Raw genomic sequence first — 16,508 nt, forward strand, 5'->3', positions numbered from 1 at the left:
AATTGCCCCTGTCACGGCATCAGGCAATCCGCCATTGCATCCGCCAAAGCCAACAGCAGATCGGGATAAAGGTCCGGTCCCAGTGGCAAAGCTGTCCCCATGGGATCCAGCGTTCCGAGCTTTGTCGCCTGCCCAGCCAGGACCGTTCGCATGAAACCTGTGTTCATTTGCGGCTCTGCAAAGGCGCAATCTGGTGCCACCTTGGCCAAATGCGCCCGCAGTTCTGCAATCCGTGCTGCTCCGGGTGCTGCGGCGTCACCTGCACTGATCGCCCCGGCGGCCCTTTTGTCGAAACGGTTCTCAAAATAGTGAAATGCGTCATGAAAGACGATGAAATCATGATCTTGGACCGCAGCAAGGCGTTGGCGGATGTCACGCTCTACTGCCTGCAGCCGATCACGCCCCTGCTGGGCGTTGGAGTGGTAGCGCTGTGCATTCTCCGGGTCGACGGCGGACAGAGCCGCTGCAATGGCGTCCAATGCGACCACCCCGTTTTGCGGATCAAGCCAAAGGTGCGGATCAAGTGCCACAACATGCTGATTTTCATGATCATGTTCATCATGATCGTGTTTGTCGTGACCATGTTCGTCGTGATCATGTTTGTCGTGACCATCGCCTTCGTGACCATGTTTGTCGTGATCTTGTCCCTGGTGTTCATGGCCCAGATGTTGATGCGCTTCAAAGGCTCCCCCCTCACGAAAGGACAACAGCGTCATGCCCTCTGACTCCATCAATGAGAGCTTGCGCGCACCACCTGCAAGAGCCTCCAGCGGTTCGGCCAGCCAGGGCGTCAATGCCGGACCGACCCAAATCACCAGATTCGCCGCACTCAGACTGCGGGCCTCGGAGGGGCGCATGGCATATGAATGGGGCGAAGCATTATGCGGGATGACAAGATCCGGCACCCCTATTCCCCGCATCACCTGACTGACAAGAGCATGTACAGGCGCAATATCCGTGGCCACGCGTGGCACCTCTGACCGCAGCATGGAGGGAACCATCAGGGCCAACAACATGAACAAAACACGCATAAAAACTCCTTTGCATTTTACGCGCTTGATATATCGAATGTTATAACATATCAATACGCCATCAACGGAGAACCACAATGAGCACTATCGGCTTTGCCCCACATGATCACGCCTCTTGCGTGGCAGATACCATGCAAAGAGCAGAAAGCCATTGCGCCGACCAAGGGTTGCGGCTGACCCCAGTGCGCCGACGTGCCTTGGAAATTCTTCTGGCCGAACACCGCGCCCAGGGGGCTTATGACCTTCTTGCCGTGCTTGCGGCGGAAGGCATGGGGGCACAGCCACCCGTTGCCTATCGTGCGCTGGATTTTCTGGTCAAAGCCGGCTTTGCCCACAAGATCGAAGCTCTCAACGCCTATATCGCCTGTGCCCATTTGGGAGAGTGCCAGATGCCTGCATTCCTCATCTGTCGCGCCTGCAGATCTGTTGCAGAGGCCGACACCGCCCCGACAAGGAACCGCCTGAACGACGCCGCCCGCGCCGCCGGTTTTGCAATCGAACGTACAGTGGTAGAGGCCGAAGGTCTGTGCCCTTCCTGTCAGGACGCCGCCGCATGAAGTTGATCGAAAGCCACGGACTTACCCTGGGATACGGACAAGTCAAAGTGTTGCGCGACGTCAGTTTCGCCATTGAACGCGGCGAGATCGTCACAGTGGTCGGTCCGAACGGATCGGGCAAATCCAGCTTGTTGCGGGCATTGATCGGCGCTTTGAAACCTGTCGCGGGAACGGTGTCACGGGCCAATGGGCTGCGGATTGGCTATGTCCCTCAAAAATTGCAGATTGACGCAACCTTGCCGATGACCGTGAAGCGGTTTCTCAACCTGCCCAGACGTCAGAAAGCTGCTGAATGTGATGCCGCACTGACCCGCGCCGGTGTTCCCGAATTGGCGGGCACACAGATGGCGTCGCTGTCCGGGGGACAATTCCAGCGTGTGTTGTTGGCGCGCGCCCTGCTGGGTACCCCCGACATCCTGATCCTGGATGAGGCGACACAGGGCCTCGACCAACCCGGCGCAGCGGCATTTTATCGCCAGATCGAAGATGTACGTCGTGAGCTGAACCTCGCCGTGCTCATGGTCAGTCATGACCTGCATGTCGTCATGGCAGCTTCCGACCGGGTCTTGTGTCTGAACGGGCATATCTGCTGCGAAGGCACCCCCGAGATCGTCGCGGATGCGCCCGAATACCGCGCCCTGTTCGGCACCGGCACCCAGGGCACGCTGGCCTTATACCGCCACGATCATGATCATGCTCATGACCACAGCCACGATCACGGAAGTATCCATTGATGCTGGACGATTTCATCTTGCGCGCCGCCCTGGCAGGTTTGGGCGTGGCCTTGGCTGCTGCACCATTGGGCTGTTTCGTTGTCTGGCGGCGGATGGCCTATTTCGGCGATGCCACCAGCCACGCGGCCCTCTTGGGCGTGGCGCTGGCGCTTGCCACCGAGCTGCCCGTGATTGGCGGTGTCTTGATCGTGGCATTGATCATGGCATTGATCGTAAGCAGCCTGTCGGAACGCCAGGTCAGCACCGACGCCCTTCTTGGTGTTCTGGCCCATGCCGGTCTGGCACTGGGATTGGTCGCCGTATCCCTTGTCCCTGGTCAGAGGGTGGACCTTTCGGCCTATCTGTTCGGTGACATCCTCGCCGTAACCATAGGTGATGTGGTGATGATCTGGTTTGGCGCCGTGCTGGTTGCCTTGCTTGTCGTCTGGCGCTGGCAGGCGCTGTTGACGGCAACACTGAACCCTGACCTTGCCACGGCATCGGGCGGAAATCCGCGCCGAGAGCAATTGATTCTTACCATCGCCCTGGCAATCACCGTCGCTGTTGCACTTAAGGTGGTCGGGGCCTTGCTGATTGCTGCCATGCTGGTGATCCCCGCTGCCGCAGCCCGCCCTTTTGCGCGCACTCCCGAAATGATGGCGATTTGCGCCATGATCCTCGGCGCAATCGCGGTGTTTGCCGGGCTTGCGGCCTCGTTTTATTTTGACACGCCAACCGGCCCCAGCATCGTGTCGGCGGCAGCGGTGCTTTTCGCGCTCACCACCGGCCTCTCTCCCGCGTTGCAGAGGCGCTAACGCTTAGCACTGGCATCACCGCATTTTTTCGGTACCTTGTACACAAACGGAGGGAACCATGCGAACACAAGTTGTGATTATCGGCGGCGGTCCTTCCGGTCTATTGCTGGGCCAGTTGTTGCATGGCGCGGGGATCGAAGCCGTCGTTCTGGAACGCAAGACCCGTGATTATGTGCTTGGCCGAATCCGTGCAGGCGTTTTGGAACGCGGCACGGTAAACCTGCTGAAGCAGGCGGGCGTGGACGCACGCTTGCGTGCTCAGGGACTTGCCCATGACGGCACGTTGCTGGCCAGCGAGGCCGGCTGTTTCAGGGTCGACTTCAAGAAACACACCGGCGAAACCGTCATGGTTTACGGCCAGACCGAGGTGACCCGTGACCTCTATGATGCGCGCGAGTCGGTCGGTGCCAGGACCGTCTTTGAAGTTGCGGATGTCGCGATAAACGGTGCAGATTCCGACTCCCCCAGCGTGACATTCCAACAAGATGGTAAAGGACATTCGATCTCTTGCGACTATGTTGTGGGGTGCGACGGGTTTCACGGCATCAGCCGCAAGACCATCCCAGAAGACGTGCGGCGGGAATATGAAAAGGTCTATCCTTTCGGCTGGTTCGGTATCTTGTCCGAAACGCCGCCGGTAGATCACGAACTCATCTATGCCAACTCCGAACGCGGCTTTGCTCTTTGCTCTATGCGCAATGCCAATCTCAGCCGTTATTACGTGCAATGTTCCATGGCTGATCATGTAGACAATTGGTCAGATGATGATTTCTGGACAGAACTGAAACGGCGTTTGCCAGAACAGTTCGCCGACCGGTTGATCACCGGACCGACGATCGAAAAATCAATTGCGCCGCTTCGGTCCTTTGTCACGGAACCCATGCGCTGGGGACGGTTGTTTCTCTGCGGCGATGCCGCGCATATCGTACCGCCCACAGGGGCCAAGGGGCTGAACACCGCGGCATCCGACGTGCATTACCTGTTTCAAGGCCTGCATGCCTGGTATGACAGTGGCGATACCGAAGGTTTGGATCATTATTCGGAACGCGCGCTTGCGCGGGTCTGGAAAGCGGAACGATTTAGCTGGTGGTTCTCTTCTCTCATGCACAGATTCCCGGATCAAAGCGATTTTGACCTGCGCATGCAGAGCGCTGAGATTTCCTTTCTGCGCAGCAACGACGCCGCTCAGAAAGCCTTTGCCGAAAACTATGTGGGATTGCCCTACTGATGACCAAAAAACCTTTGGGCGGTTACGCTCCGCGCCAACATCAACACCAACCCGTCGCCCTGTATCCTCCATACAGAACCAGTGTGAAACGCAGCCCTCAGGCCGCGCCGCTGTCTTTCCCGACGACAATCAGCGAAGAAAGCGGGCCGGTTTTCGGCCATTCCCTGATTGGCCCACTTGATGCGGACCTGCTGCATAATTTCGGCCCGCAGGATGTTTCGGCCATCGGCCCGCGCATCGTTGTACATGGTCGCGTGCAAGACCAGTTCGGCCGCCCCGTTGCCGGTGCGCTGATCGAAGTCTGGCAGGCCAATGCAGGGGGCCGCTATCGCCACGCAAGAGAAGGCTATGTCGCACCGTTGGATCCGAACTTCGGCGGATGCGGGCGCATGATCACGGATGAAAACGGCTGTTATGAATTCCGCACGGTCCAGCCCGGTCCCTATCCCTGGCCCAACGGCCCCAATGACTGGCGCCCGGCACATATCCATTTCAGTATATTCGGCCACGGCTTTGCCCAGCGTTTGATCACACAGATGTACTTTGAGGGCGATCCGCTGATTCCGCTCTGCCCGATCGTGCGCACAATCCACGACAAAGCAGCGGTCGACCGCCTGATCGCGCCATTGGATATGTCCCGGACCTTGCCGATGGATGCCCGCGCCTACCGCTTTGACGTGACATTGCGCGGGCGGCGCCAAACGATATTTGAAAACCGGATGGAGGGACTGTGATGGACACCCATCCAGAAAGCGCAAGCCAGACCGCAGGGCCATATGTACACATTGGGTGCACACCGAATTTCGCAGGTATCACAGGGGTTTATGACGTCGACCTGGGCGCGACGATGATCACCGGCGACGCCTCGGGCAAACGGATCACCCTGATCGGTCAAGTGTTTGACGGCACCGGTACGCCACTACGCGATGCGATGGTTGAGGCATGGCAGGCCGATGCCAACGGACTCTATGCAGGTCAAGAAGGTGCCGATCCGCATTTCACCGGTTTTGGCCGCTGCCCCTGTGATGCAGAGGATGGGACCTTTCGGTTTGAAACCCTGCGTCCCGCTTCGGTGCCCTGGCCCTCGGGTGGCGTGCAGGCACCACATATTACCCTGTGGATTGTGGCCCGCGGTATCAATATTGGGTTGCACACCCGCGCCTATTTCGCGGATGCACCGGAAAATGAAAGCGACCCGGTGTTGGGCCGGATCGAACATCGAAATCGTGTCGCCACCCTGTTGGCACACCCTGAAAGTGACGACATTTATCGATTCAATGTCACCCTGCAAGGGCCTGATGAAACGATTTTTTTTGACGTCTAAGCCTAGGTTACGCGGCTGCGCACCTTGTATTTGTCTTCATCCCACAAAGCATTGGTCATGACGTCCTTGATCACGGCAACCGCTGCCGAAACATCAGCGGTGTCCAGATAAAGCGGTGTGAAACCAAAACGCATGATGTCAGGTGCGCGGAAATCACCAATCACTCCACGATCTATCAACGCCTGCATCGCTGCATAACCATGCTCAAAGCGGAAGGACACCTGCGATCCGCGCATCTTCGCCTCACGCGGGCTGGCCAATGTCAGTTGTGGAACTGCATGCTCTATCTCAGCGATGAACTGTTCCTGCAATTCAAGGGACGCGCTGCGCAACGCGCCCATATCAATGTCGTCCCAAACCTTCATCGCCTCTTCCAGCGCTGCCATCTGCAAGACCGGGGGGGTTCCGACACGCATGCGCTCGATACCCTTGCCCGGCAGGTAGTTCAGGGCAAAGTCAAACGGGCTGTCATGTCCCAACCAACCGCTAAGCGCAGGTTCAACATCATCAGCCAGATCGGGGCGTACATAGATGAATGCCGGCGCGCCGGGTCCACCGTTGAGGTATTTATATGTGCATCCTACCGCGAATTCACAGTTCGATGCGGCAAGGTCAACGGGGATTGCCCCTGCTGAATGCGCCAAATCCCAGACCATGACCGCCCCGGCACCATGGGCCAGCGCTGTCAGTTTTTTCATATCGTGCAAGCGCCCGGTGCGGTAATCAACCTCGGTCAGCAGAACAACAGCCACATCGTCAGAAATGGCGGCGGCCACATCTTCGGGTGCCACAGTGCGCAATTCGTATCCCTGCCCCAACAGCCCGACCAAGCCTTCAGCCATATAAAGGTCACTGGGAAAATTACCCGTATCCGACAGGATCACGCGCCGGTCAGGACGCATTTTCACCCCGGCAGCAAGTGCCTGATACACCTTCACCGACAGCGTGTCGCCCATCACCACCGACCCGGCGGCGGCACCGATCAGCCGTCCGACAGAGGTGCCTACTTCGGTCGGTTGCGCCATCCATCCGGCCTTGTTCCAGCCGCGGATCAACATTTCCGCCCATTCCTCGTTCATCACGCTGGCCAGCCGTGCAGGTACGGTTTTCGGCATCGGACCAAGAGAATTCCCGTCCAGATAAATCACTCCGTCGGGAAGTTTGAAACGATCCTTTTTCAATACGCTCGACATTTATAACGCTCCTCTGACATGCCACAATTCCGGGAACAGTTCGACTTCCAGCATGCGGCGCAAATAGGCGACGCCCGACGTGCCACCGGTGCCCCGCTTGAAACCTATGATCCGTTCAACCGTGGTTACATGATTGAAACGCCAACGGCGAAAATAATCTTCAAGATCAACCAGCTTTTCCGCCAGTTCGTAAAGCTCCCAGTGTTCTTTGGGGTCTTCATACACCTTTTGCCACAGATCCTGCACCGCTTGAACCGCCTGCCAGTCCGTGTTGCTTGGAGTGCCCGCCAAAGGAGCGACCCCGACACGGGTGCAGACAAGGTCGATCGCCACCTGGTACAGGCTGGGTAGCGCCAGTTCTGCCGCCAACGCCTTGAATGATGCGGCCTTGTGCTTGTGGACAGTCAACAAAGCTTCGTTGCGATTGCCCAGCAGATATTCCACAAGCCGGTACTGGTGCGATTGAAAGCCAGAAGAATTGCCCAGTGACGGGCGGAACGCGGTGTATTCGCTTGGCGTCATTGTGCGCAATACGTCCCAGGCTGCGTTAAGTTGCTCGAATATCCGCGCCACTCGGGACAGCATCTTGAAGGCAGGTTGCAAATCACCAAGCAGCATTACCCGTCGCGCCTCTTGCAACTCGTGAATAGCCAGACGCATCCATAATTCCGAGGTTTGATGCTGAACAATGAACAGCATCTCGTCATGCGCCTCCGACAAGGGCCTTTGCGCCGACAGGATCGCGTCAAGCCCAAGATAGTCACCATAGGACATATCGCTTGCGAAATCCATCTTGGCCCCTTTCGCGGCCTCGTCGAAACCCGTCATGTTTTTTCTCTGAGCGCAAAGCGCTGAATCTTGCCGGTCGAGGTTTTTGGCAAGACATCAATGAACCGGATGTCACGAGGGTATTTAAAAGGCGCAATCGTGGCCTTCACGTGATCCTGCAGCACCTTTACCATCGCAGCATCGCCTGTGGTTCCGTCCACCAGAACAATATGGGCCTGCACAATGAATCCGCGTTTCTCATCCGGCTTTGCCACCACACCACATTCGCTCACTGCCGGGTGGCTCAACAGCGCGGCCTCCACCTCAGGTCCGGCAATGTTATAGCCCGCACTCACAATCATATCGTCGTTGCGGGCAGCGAAATGCAGATACCCGTCTTCGTCCATCGAGAAACTGTCACCGGTGATATTCCAGCCGTCCCTGACATATGTTGCCTGCCGCTCATCCGCCAGATAGCGGCAACCCGTCGGGCCGCGCACGGCGAGGCGTCCAACCTCGCCGCGCGGCGTCTCTGTACCGTCTTCTGCAATGACGCGCGCCTCATAACCGGTGACGGGTTTGCCGGTACAACCCGCCCGGTGATCATCAAACCGGTTGGAAATGAAGATATGCAACATCTCGGTGGCACCGATCCCGTCCAGCATCGGCTTGCCAGTCTTTTCCTTCCAATCGTGATAGACAGGCGGCGGCAGGGTTTCCCCGGCGCTCACGGCCGCACGCAATGAACTCAGATCCGCGCCACCTTCCATCGCCTGTAACATCGCACGATAGGCCGTGGGCGCGGTGAAACAGACGGTTGCTTTGAATTTCTCGATGATCTCGATCATGTTGGGCGGGCTTGCCGTCTCCAGCAATGTCGCAGCCGCACCAAAGCGCAACGGAAAAATCGCCAACCCACCAAGGCCAAAGGTAAAGGCCAAAGGCGGCGAGCCGACAAAGATATCTTCTGGTGTGACCTGTAGTATCTCGCGGGCATAGCCATCCGCGATGATCAAAAGATCCCGATGAAAATGCATGGTCGCCTTGGGCTTGCCGGTGGTGCCCGATGTGAAACCCAAAAGCGCCACATCATCCTGCGCCGTATCCACCGCATCGAATTGCACCGGTTTTTCCAGAGCCAGCCGGTCAAGTTCCGCATCGTGATTGGAGGTGCCGTCAAATCCCACCACGGTCTTGAGAAACCGCGAGGTCTTGGCGCAAAGGGTCATCTCGTCCATCAGCCGCGTATCACAAAGCGCATGGCTGATCTCGGCCTTGTCGACAATCGCGCTCAACTCCCCCGCACGCAACATCGGCATGGTATTCACCACAACCGCCCCCGCCTTGGTTGCCGCCAGCCAGCAGGCCACCATCGCTGGGTTGTTCGCAGAACGGATCAGCACTCGGTTGCCCGGTTTCACCCCAAGGTTTTCAACAAGTGCAGCAGCCAGCTTGTTGGTCCAGTCGGACAGTTCCTTATAGGTCCGGCGGCGTCCGTTACCGATCAGGGCGGTCCGGTCACCAAAGCCGTTTTCCACCATCCTGTCAGTCAGTTCCACACCAACATTCAACCGGTCGGCATAGTCGAAACCCTCCAGCAACAAGGCAGGCCAGGTCTCCTTGTCCGGCAGGTTGTCACGCGCATAGCTGTCTACATGTCCCGACGTTCGTAACATCTCATTTCCCCCCCAAGGTTTGCCGCGCTATCACCACGCGCTGCACGTCAGAAGCCCCTTCATAAATGCGCAGGGCGCGGATTTCGCGGTAAAGGCTTTCAACAATCCGGCCCTGTTGCACGCCATCCCCGCCATGCAACTGGACGGCCTTGTCAATAACCTTCTGCGCCTGATCCGTGGCAAACAATTTCGCCATCGCGGCCTCGCGGGTGACCCGTGGAGCCCCTGAATCCTTGGCCCAGGCAGCCCGATACACCAACAAGGCAGAGGCATCCACATCCACCGCCATATCGGCGATATGCCCCTGCACCATCTGCAAATCTGACAAAGGTGCGCCCTGCACATGACGGGTTGTCACACGCTCAATCGCTTCATCCAGCGCTCGGCGGGCAAAGCCCAGGGCCGCCGCAGCCACCGTCGAACGAAACACATCCAACACCGACATCGCAATCCCAAAACCTTTGCCAGCCTCGCCGATCAATGCCGATCCTGGCAATTTCACCCCGTCAAAATGCAAGGTAGCAAGTGGATGCGGAGCAATCACCTCAAGACGCTCTTCGACCTTCAGTCCGGGCGTATTCGCAGGCACCACAAAGGCCGACAATCCCTTGGCACCCGGCCCCTCGCCGGTGCGCGCGAAAACAGTATAGACATCCGCAATCCCGCCATTTGAAATCCACGTTTTACGGCCATCCAGGACAAAACCATTGCCCTCTGCCCGCGCGGTCATGGTCGAACTGGCCACATCCGATCCCGATTGCGGTTCGGTCAGGGCAAAGGCTGAAATCGCGCTGCCTCCACGCGTCTTTGGCAACCACTCCCGCTGTTGTCCCGGCGTCCCGAACAGGGAGATCGCACCGGTTCCCAGCCCCTGCATGGCAAAGGCAAAATCGGCCAGACCGTCATGGCGCGCCAAGGTTTCGCGGATCAGACAGAGCGAACGCACATCAAGCCGCTCCTCCGCCAAGGCGCCGCTATACTGCAGCCACCCCCCCTTGCCCAGCATCTGCACAAGCATGCGACAGGCCTCATCAGTATCCCCATGATCCACCGATGACAGGTTCTCTTCGGCCCAGACATCCAGGGCATCCGCCAGCTCCCGATGCCGTTCCTCAAAAAACGGCCAGGTCAGAAAACTCCGGTCAGACATCTATCGACCGCCCGGACTTCATCTTGCCCTTAAACTCAATCCCGCAATCCGCCATATTCAATCACCCTCGAAAACCGGGCGCTCTTTCGCTACAAAGGCTTTGTAGGCCCGCTCGAAATCACCGGTCTGCATACAGATCGCCTGCGCCTGGGCCTCTGCCTCGATCGCTTGCTCTATCGACATGGACCATTCCTGCGCCAGCATTGTCTTGGTCATCATATGGGCAAAATTCGGACCCGCCTGAATTTGCCTTGCCAGCGCAGTCGCTTCTGTCTCCAGATCTTCGGCTGTGACCAGACGGTTGAAAAAACCCCAGCGTTCGCCTTCTTCCGCAGTCATCGACCGCCCGGTATAAAGCAATTCTGCCGCACGGGTCTGCCCGATGATGCGTGGCAGGATGGCACAGGCCCCCATATCACAACCAGCCAGTCCGACACGGGTGAACAGAAAGGCAGTTTTTGCCTCGGCCGTGGCAATCCGCAGATCCGATGCCATGGCGATGATCGCGCCCGCCCCGACGCAAATGCCGTCAACAGCAGCAATCACCGGCTTTCCGCAATTTACAATTGCCTTGACCAGATCACCCGTCATACGGGTAAAACGCAGCAATTCCTTCATGTTCATTCGTGTCAAAGGGCCAATGATATCATGGACATCTCCCCCGGAGCTAAAGTTGCCCCCATTGGATCCAAACACCACCACATCAACATCGTCGGCATAGACCAGATCGCGAAACCAGTCGCGCAATTCCGCGTAACTGTCAAAGGTCAGCGGGTTCTTGCGGTCAGGCCGGTCCAGACGCACATGGGCAATACCGTCTTCGATCTCACATAAAAAGTGTTTGACATCAGTTCGCATTTTCATGCTCCTTTGTGGTGGCCTCGGTGGCAGCGGCGAAGGCTTTCAAACGCTCGGCCATCGAACGCGCCTCTTCCGGGCTTACACCGCTTAACAATTCGTCGATCCAGCTTTCATGAGCCTGCGCCTGTCCTTCGAAAACGGCCAGCCCCTCGGGCGTCAGCCGCAGAACGATAGCCCGGCGATCCCCGGGCACGGCAACGCGTTCCACCAGACCTTCGTCGCTCAACCGGTCCGCAATGCCGGTCACATTGCCGTTGGACACTCGCAAGACGCCGCTGAGCTGGCTCATCTTCAGCCCTTCAGGATGGCGCGACAAGGCGGCCATCACATCAAAACGTGGCAAGGTGGTATTATGTTCACGGCGCAGTTTTTCCCGCAGGTCGGTTTCGATCCCGCGCACAACCTTGAGCAGCCGCAGCCACAATCTCACGCGATCTTTGGCAGATGTCATATCTCGCCACCCGACACGACCAGATCATGCCCATTGATCATCGAAGCCTCTTTCGAGGCAAGGAACCGCACTGCGGCGACCACTTCATCGCAGGTGATCATCCGGCGCATCGGATTGCCTGCGACGACCCTCTTTTCCGCCTCCTCGCGGTCGATCTCAAGGCGTTTCATCACATTGCGCACCGCACCCTCCGCCAATGGCGTATCGACAAAACCGGGGCAGACAGCGTTGCAGGTGATTGAGGACTTTGCCACTTCAAGAGCAAGAGACCGCACCAGCCCCAGGACGCCGTGTTTGGCCGCCGTATAGGCGGCAAGGTTCGCCCCCCCTTTCAGGCTGGCGATGGAGGCCATCGCAATCAGCCGCCCCCCAGCGGGCATTTCCGCCAGTGCGGCGCGAAAGGTCAGAAAAACACCCGTCAGATTGACCGACAATGTGTCGTTCCACATATCAAGAGGCATTTGTGCCAGCGGCATGGCATGACCTGTACCGGCATTTGCAACAACCACGTCATAGGGGCGGTCGAACAATGTCTTGACCGATCCCTCGTCTGTGACATCGACAGTCAAACAGCGCATCTTGCCGCCTGCGTTGGTTTCCTCAAGCGCCTGCATGCGGCGTCCCGCAATGGTCACCGTGTCACCCTTCGCTGCGAAATCCTGTGCCACGGCGCGCCCGATTCCTGACCCGCCGCCGGTTACCAAAATCTGTCTCACACAATCTCCATTTCTGCTTGCCTGTCTGCCAGTCGCCACATCTGATCGCGCCCCGGCCCATAGGGCAAGGGCCATGTGCAGTTGCGGTCTCCGATGGCAGCGCCCTCGCGTAGGGTCCAGTAGGGATCAGCCAGATGCGGCCGTCCGATGCAGACCAGATCGGCCCGTCCCGCCATCAGGATCGAATTGACATGGTCCGCCTCGTAAATATTGCCGACTGCCATCGTCTTGATGCCGCCCTCGTTGCGGATACGATCGGAAAACGGCGTCTGGAACATCCTCCCGTAGACCGGTTTGCCTTGGGTCGAGGTTTGCCCGGCCGATACGTCGATAATATCAGCACCCTCCGCTTCGAACATCTGCGCGATCAACACCGCTTCCTGCGGTGTAACACCGTCGTCGCCCGCCCAATCGTTGGCCGAAATACGCACAGACATCGGCTTGTCTTCTGGCCAGGCCGCACGCATGGCGGCAAAGACCTCCAGCGGATACCGCATCCGGTTTTCCAGCGTCCCGCCGTATTCGTCACTGCGCATGTTCGACAAGGGAGAAATGAAGGACGAGATGAAATAACCATGGGCTGCATGGAATTCGATCATGTCAAAACCCGCGCGCGCTGCCATTTGCACGGCCAAGACAAAATCATCGCGGATGCGGTCCATGTCGGCGCGACTTGCTTCGATAGGCGTTGCATTGCCATCGGACCAGGGAAGGGCCGAGGCAGAATAAATCGGCCAGTTTCCTTCGCTCAATGGCGCATCCATGCCGGCCCAGCCAACATTGGTGGAGCCTTTGCGCCCCGCATGACCGATTTGGCAGCAGATCTTGGCCTCTGTTTCGTTGTGCACAAAATCGGTCAGCCGCTTCCACCCTATTTCGTGTTCCGGTGCATACAGGCCGGGGCAACCGGGCGTAATGCGCCCATCAGCGGAGACACATGTCATTTCGGTATAAACCAGCCCCGCGCCCCCCTTGGCCCTTTCGCCATAATGGATCAGGTGCCAGTCCGTGGGCGCACCATCAACGGCCTTGTATTGCGCCATGGGTGACACCACGATGCGGTTTGCCAGAGACATCTCGCGCAGCTTGAAAGGTGCGAACATCGGTGCCCGTGCAGGACCGTTGAAGTCCGCGCCGGCCTGTTCCATGAACCATTTTTCTGCCCCGCCAAGCCATTCTGGATCACGGGTGCGCAGATTTTCGTGACTGATACGTTGTGAGCGTGTCAACATAGAGTAATTGAGTTGCACCGGATCAAGATCTAGATAGCGCTCTACATCCTCGAACCATTCCAAAGAGTTACGCGCCGCCGACTGCAGGCGAAGCACCTCAAGGCGTCGTGCGGCTTCGTATTTTTCGAAGGCCTGTGCAATATCTCGTTCTGCATGCAGGTGATCCGCCAAAGAGATCGCGGATTCCATCGCCAGTTTCGATCCCGACCCGATTGAGAAATGTGCAGTTGCCGCTGCATCCCCCAAAAGCACGACATTCTCGTGATGCCATTTTTCACAGAGCACGCGGGGGAACTGAATCCAGGCGGAACCGCGAATATGGTTTGCATTGGTCATCAATGCATGCCCGTCGAGATGATCCTTGAAAACCTCCTGGCAAATCGCGATGGTTTCCTGCTGGGTCAGGTCGCCGAAACCGTAATTGTCAAAGGTTTGCTGACTGCATTCCACGATGAAGGTCGCGGTATTTTCGTCAAATTGATAGGCATGCACCCAGAGCCAACCCTTGTCGGTTTCTTCAAAGATGAAAGTGAAGGCATCATCGAATTTCTGATGTGTACCGAGCCAGATGAACTGGCATTTGCGTACATCCACATCAGGCTGGAACGTCGTTTCAAATTCCTTTCGGGTTTTTGAATTCAACCCATCGCAGGCGACCACCAGATCATAATCGGCCATATATTCCGACGCGGCCTGCACTTCGGTTTCGAATTGCAACACAACGCCCAATTCCTTGGCACGTGCCTGCAATATATTCAGCAGCCGCATCCGGCCGATACCACAGAACCCGTGGCCGGAACTGACGGTCTTTTCCCCCTTGTAGATCAGCGCCATGTCATCCCAATAGGCGAAGTTTTCGCGGATGGTGGCCGCTGATACAGGATCGTTTTCTTCAAGGTTATCAAGCGTTTCATCTGACAAGACCACACCCCAGCCAAAGGTGTCATCGGGCTTGTTGCGTTCCAGCACAGTCACCTCTGCCTGCGGATTGCGCAGCTTGAGAGAGATGCCAAAATAGAGGCCCGCAGGCCCGCCGCCCAAACAGATTGCACGCATAAAGTCGCCCCCCAATACAGATGTGTCTGAAAATGCTAAGCGCAACGCCGCTTTATTTCAAGTAAAAACATTTCATATCTAAAGTAAATCCGCTCACCACAGATGTTCTCCGTGGAATGAATAGCCCAGCATAACATGTGCCGCCCAAACTGTCGCCCTGACGCCACCCAGGGCCAAAGCCGATGCCCCGAAAACAAAGGCAACTGCGTTGATGTCATTACATGCTGTCCCCAGTGGCAAACGGTCGATCATGAGAGCGCGAACAGCGATTTCGTCCTTCCGCCTTGATGTGGTGGCCGCCGCGTCTATCATGAACTCCAGTGAAACCGCTGCCCCCTGTGGATCTTTGCGGACAAGACTTGCAGAGTAGGGCATAGCCAGTTGCAAGGGTGCCTTGAGCGGGATCTTCGCGTCCTTGTTGCGGGTCATCGTGAAACCCTGTTGGTGGAAAGACAAATGTTCACATTGAGGAATTTCAGGTGATGGATCAAACAGAAACGCTTCGCCCATCCAAAAGCGACCCCGCTTTCATCAGTGGCGGCCTATCAGGCCTTGACGTCACGCGCGGTTTTGAAATGCGGCAAGCACAGATTGCAGGCGTCAAGGTCTCAAAAGCCCGCAGACCCAAGTCCGACCGACACCAGTTCAGCGATAGAGATGTGGTGGTTTCAGGATGAATGCATCAATATCGCCGGAATGGATCGGGATAGACTGGGGCCATAATCACCTACAGGCATGGGCCATGCGCGAGGGGCGCGCCCTGGCAAGCCTGCGGTCGGATGATGGCGCGGAACAGCTTGCCCATGACGGGTTCGAAACAGCCTTGTCGACATTGCTTGAAACCTGGAACATCACGTCCGACCAACCGATCATCGCCTGCGGCATGGTCGGTGCAGCCAAAGGTTGGGTCAAAGCCCCATATGGCGTGGTCCCCTGCCGTCCCCTTGCCCAAAACCTTGTGTCTGCCCCCAGCAAGCGTTTTCATGTGCAGGTGATCGCGGGTCTGCGCCAGACGACACCTTCGGATCTGATGCACGGGGATGAAACACGTATCGCCGGTTTTCTCTCCTTGAATCCTGATTGGGATGGCGTGATCTGTCTGCCGGGCCGCCATAGCACATGGGTCCAGGTGTCCGCCGGTGAAGTGATCAGTTTTCAGACCTACATGAGCGGCGAATTGCTTGCTTTGCTTACCGGCGGATCTGTGCTGCGCGCTTCAATAGACGGTAACGTCTGGGACGAGGCCACCTTTGATTTCACCGTCGAAGAAACCCTCAGCAAGCCCGAGAAACTGGCCGCGAGGCTCTTTGCTATACATGCCGATGATGTGCTGAACGGAATAGCGCCTGCCGTCGGCCGGGCCCGGTTGTCCGGTTTGCTTATCGGGGCGGAACTGGCTGCCGCGCGTCCCTATTGGCTGGGCACCAACATTGCGATCATTGGAACGGATGCCGCCACCCTGCCCTATGCACGGGCCCTTCAAACGCAGGGGGCACCCGCCACGGTTACAGACGCAGAACGCATGACAGTTGCGGGATTGACTGTCGCCTACCGGCACTGGCAGGCCAACCGATGAAGTCATTACCGATAGCCGCTCTCTTTCAACCGATGCTGCTTTCGGGGGTGACGGTCTCTTCTCTGGTGGCCTTCGACGGCCGACCTTTCCTATTCCGCGCTGGTACAACCAGAACGGTGGCAGAACCTGCGGCACAGAATCTGGAAAACTGCCCGAGGGCG

General features: G+C 57.6%; 17 protein-coding genes. 7 read left to right on the top strand and 10 right to left on the bottom strand.

Going from position 1 to position 16,508, the window contains the following annotated elements:
• Positions 1 to 11: 11 nt before the first annotated feature.
• Positions 12 to 1,031, bottom strand: coding sequence for a zinc ABC transporter substrate-binding protein (locus tag OS190_RS11140; protein WP_267158755.1), 1,020 nt, complete (start codon positions 1,029 to 1,031; stop codon positions 12 to 14).
• Between the two features lie 77 nt (positions 1,032 to 1,108).
• On the opposite strand from OS190_RS11140, the gene OS190_RS11145 reads away from it, so the two are divergent.
• The 6 genes from OS190_RS11145 to pcaG are packed head-to-tail and all read left to right on the top strand — an operon-like array spanning position 1,109 to position 5,668.
• Positions 1,109 to 1,588, top strand: coding sequence for a transcriptional repressor (locus OS190_RS11145; protein WP_267158756.1), 480 nt, complete (start codon positions 1,109 to 1,111; stop codon positions 1,586 to 1,588).
• The gene (locus OS190_RS11150) at positions 1,585 to 2,322 is read left to right on the top strand and encodes a metal ABC transporter ATP-binding protein (protein WP_267158757.1); all 738 of its coding nucleotides are present in this window, start codon (positions 1,585 to 1,587) and stop codon (positions 2,320 to 2,322) included. The genes OS190_RS11145 and OS190_RS11150 overlap by 4 nt, the downstream gene beginning before the upstream one ends.
• Positions 2,322 to 3,116, top strand: coding sequence for an iron chelate uptake ABC transporter family permease subunit (locus OS190_RS11155; protein ID WP_267158758.1), 795 nt, complete (start codon positions 2,322 to 2,324; stop codon positions 3,114 to 3,116). Before OS190_RS11150 ends, OS190_RS11155 begins: the two co-directional genes overlap by 1 nt.
• A 58-nt stretch (positions 3,117 to 3,174) precedes the next feature.
• Positions 3,175 to 4,344, top strand: coding sequence for a 4-hydroxybenzoate 3-monooxygenase (pobA, locus tag OS190_RS11160; protein ID WP_267158759.1), 1,170 nt, complete (start codon positions 3,175 to 3,177; stop codon positions 4,342 to 4,344).
• Positions 4,344 to 5,078 (top strand): protocatechuate 3,4-dioxygenase subunit beta, encoded by a 735-nt coding sequence (gene pcaH / locus OS190_RS11165; RefSeq protein WP_267158760.1) that lies wholly within the window; start codon positions 4,344 to 4,346, stop codon positions 5,076 to 5,078. Before pobA ends, pcaH begins: the two co-directional genes overlap by 1 nt.
• Entirely contained in the window at positions 5,078 to 5,668 is a 591-nt protein-coding gene (pcaG, locus tag OS190_RS11170) for a protocatechuate 3,4-dioxygenase subunit alpha (protein ID WP_267158761.1), read from the top strand. Before pcaH ends, pcaG begins: the two co-directional genes overlap by 1 nt.
• Positions 5,669 to 5,670: 2 nt before the next feature.
• Here pcaG and kynU read toward each other — a convergent pair whose 3' ends face one another.
• The 9 genes from kynU to OS190_RS11215 all read right to left on the bottom strand — a co-directional run bounded on the left by kynU (position 5,671) and on the right by OS190_RS11215 (position 15,200).
• The gene (kynU, locus tag OS190_RS11175) at positions 5,671 to 6,861 is read right to left on the bottom strand and encodes a kynureninase (protein WP_267158762.1); all 1,191 of its coding nucleotides are present in this window, start codon (positions 6,859 to 6,861) and stop codon (positions 5,671 to 5,673) included.
• The gene (locus OS190_RS11180) at positions 6,862 to 7,689 is read right to left on the bottom strand and encodes a tryptophan 2,3-dioxygenase (protein WP_267158763.1); all 828 of its coding nucleotides are present in this window, start codon (positions 7,687 to 7,689) and stop codon (positions 6,862 to 6,864) included. It abuts the gene before it with no gap.
• Complete coding sequence (locus OS190_RS11185) at positions 7,686 to 9,305, bottom strand: AMP-binding protein (protein WP_267158764.1); 1,620 nt, start codon at positions 9,303 to 9,305, stop codon at positions 7,686 to 7,688. The genes OS190_RS11180 and OS190_RS11185 overlap by 4 nt, the downstream gene beginning before the upstream one ends.
• A gap of 1 nt (position 9,306) precedes the next feature.
• Positions 9,307 to 10,455 (bottom strand): acyl-CoA dehydrogenase family protein, encoded by a 1,149-nt coding sequence (locus tag OS190_RS11190; protein ID WP_267158765.1) that lies wholly within the window; start codon positions 10,453 to 10,455, stop codon positions 9,307 to 9,309.
• A 57-nt stretch (positions 10,456 to 10,512) separates the two neighbouring features.
• A complete protein-coding gene (locus tag OS190_RS11195) occupies positions 10,513 to 11,313 on the bottom strand; it encodes an enoyl-CoA hydratase family protein (protein WP_267158766.1) in 801 nt (266 codons plus the stop codon).
• Positions 11,303 to 11,767, bottom strand: a complete 465-nt coding sequence (locus OS190_RS11200) for a MarR family winged helix-turn-helix transcriptional regulator (RefSeq protein ID WP_267158767.1) — start codon at positions 11,765 to 11,767, stop codon at positions 11,303 to 11,305. The genes OS190_RS11195 and OS190_RS11200 overlap by 11 nt, the downstream gene beginning before the upstream one ends.
• Positions 11,764 to 12,483, bottom strand: a complete 720-nt coding sequence (locus OS190_RS11205) for an SDR family NAD(P)-dependent oxidoreductase (protein ID WP_267158768.1) — start codon at positions 12,481 to 12,483, stop codon at positions 11,764 to 11,766. The genes OS190_RS11200 and OS190_RS11205 overlap by 4 nt, the downstream gene beginning before the upstream one ends.
• Positions 12,480 to 14,771, bottom strand: coding sequence for a bifunctional salicylyl-CoA 5-hydroxylase/oxidoreductase (locus OS190_RS11210; protein WP_267158769.1), 2,292 nt, complete (start codon positions 14,769 to 14,771; stop codon positions 12,480 to 12,482). The genes OS190_RS11205 and OS190_RS11210 overlap by 4 nt, the downstream gene beginning before the upstream one ends.
• 93 nt (positions 14,772 to 14,864) lie before the next feature.
• Positions 14,865 to 15,200, bottom strand: coding sequence for a hypothetical protein (locus tag OS190_RS11215; protein ID WP_267158770.1), 336 nt, complete (start codon positions 15,198 to 15,200; stop codon positions 14,865 to 14,867).
• Positions 15,201 to 15,444: 244 nt separating this feature from the next.
• Here OS190_RS11215 and OS190_RS11220 point away from each other — a divergent pair, with 244 nt between their 5' ends.
• The gene (locus tag OS190_RS11220; protein WP_267158771.1) at positions 15,445 to 16,347 is read left to right on the top strand and encodes a 2-dehydro-3-deoxygalactonokinase; all 903 of its coding nucleotides are present in this window, start codon (positions 15,445 to 15,447) and stop codon (positions 16,345 to 16,347) included.
• Positions 16,348 to 16,508: the final 161 nt, after the last annotated feature.

Origin of the sequence: Sulfitobacter sp. F26204, assembly GCF_026410305.1 — a bacterium.
In the GTDB taxonomy this organism is placed as follows: domain Bacteria; phylum Pseudomonadota; class Alphaproteobacteria; order Rhodobacterales; family Rhodobacteraceae; genus Sulfitobacter.

Excerpts from the sequence above, each read along its gene's own strand:
- OS190_RS11140 (WP_267158755.1), bottom strand. The coding sequence starts at position 1,031 with ATGCGTGTTTTGTTCATGTTGTTGGCCCTGATGGTTCCCTCCATGCTG.
- OS190_RS11145 (WP_267158756.1), top strand. The coding sequence starts at position 1,109 with ATGAGCACTATCGGCTTTGCCCCACATGATCACGCCTCTTGCGTGGCA.
- OS190_RS11150 (WP_267158757.1), top strand. The coding sequence starts at position 1,585 with ATGAAGTTGATCGAAAGCCACGGACTTACCCTGGGATACGGACAAGTC.
- OS190_RS11155 (WP_267158758.1), top strand. The coding sequence starts at position 2,322 with ATGCTGGACGATTTCATCTTGCGCGCCGCCCTGGCAGGTTTGGGCGTG.
- pobA (WP_267158759.1), top strand. The coding sequence starts at position 3,175 with ATGCGAACACAAGTTGTGATTATCGGCGGCGGTCCTTCCGGTCTATTG.
- pcaH (WP_267158760.1), top strand. The coding sequence starts at position 4,344 with ATGACCAAAAAACCTTTGGGCGGTTACGCTCCGCGCCAACATCAACAC.
- pcaG (WP_267158761.1), top strand. The coding sequence starts at position 5,078 with ATGGACACCCATCCAGAAAGCGCAAGCCAGACCGCAGGGCCATATGTA.
- kynU (WP_267158762.1), bottom strand. The coding sequence starts at position 6,861 with ATGTCGAGCGTATTGAAAAAGGATCGTTTCAAACTTCCCGACGGAGTG.
- OS190_RS11180 (WP_267158763.1), bottom strand. The coding sequence starts at position 7,689 with ATGACGGGTTTCGACGAGGCCGCGAAAGGGGCCAAGATGGATTTCGCA.
- OS190_RS11185 (WP_267158764.1), bottom strand. The coding sequence starts at position 9,305 with ATGTTACGAACGTCGGGACATGTAGACAGCTATGCGCGTGACAACCTG.
- OS190_RS11190 (WP_267158765.1), bottom strand. The coding sequence starts at position 10,455 with ATGTCTGACCGGAGTTTTCTGACCTGGCCGTTTTTTGAGGAACGGCAT.
- OS190_RS11195 (WP_267158766.1), bottom strand. The coding sequence starts at position 11,313 with ATGCGAACTGATGTCAAACACTTTTTATGTGAGATCGAAGACGGTATT.
- OS190_RS11200 (WP_267158767.1), bottom strand. The coding sequence starts at position 11,767 with ATGACATCTGCCAAAGATCGCGTGAGATTGTGGCTGCGGCTGCTCAAG.
- OS190_RS11210 (WP_267158769.1), bottom strand. The coding sequence starts at position 14,771 with ATGCGTGCAATCTGTTTGGGCGGCGGGCCTGCGGGCCTCTATTTTGGC.
- OS190_RS11215 (WP_267158770.1), bottom strand. The coding sequence starts at position 15,200 with ATGACCCGCAACAAGGACGCGAAGATCCCGCTCAAGGCACCCTTGCAA.
- OS190_RS11220 (WP_267158771.1), top strand. The coding sequence starts at position 15,445 with ATGAATGCATCAATATCGCCGGAATGGATCGGGATAGACTGGGGCCAT.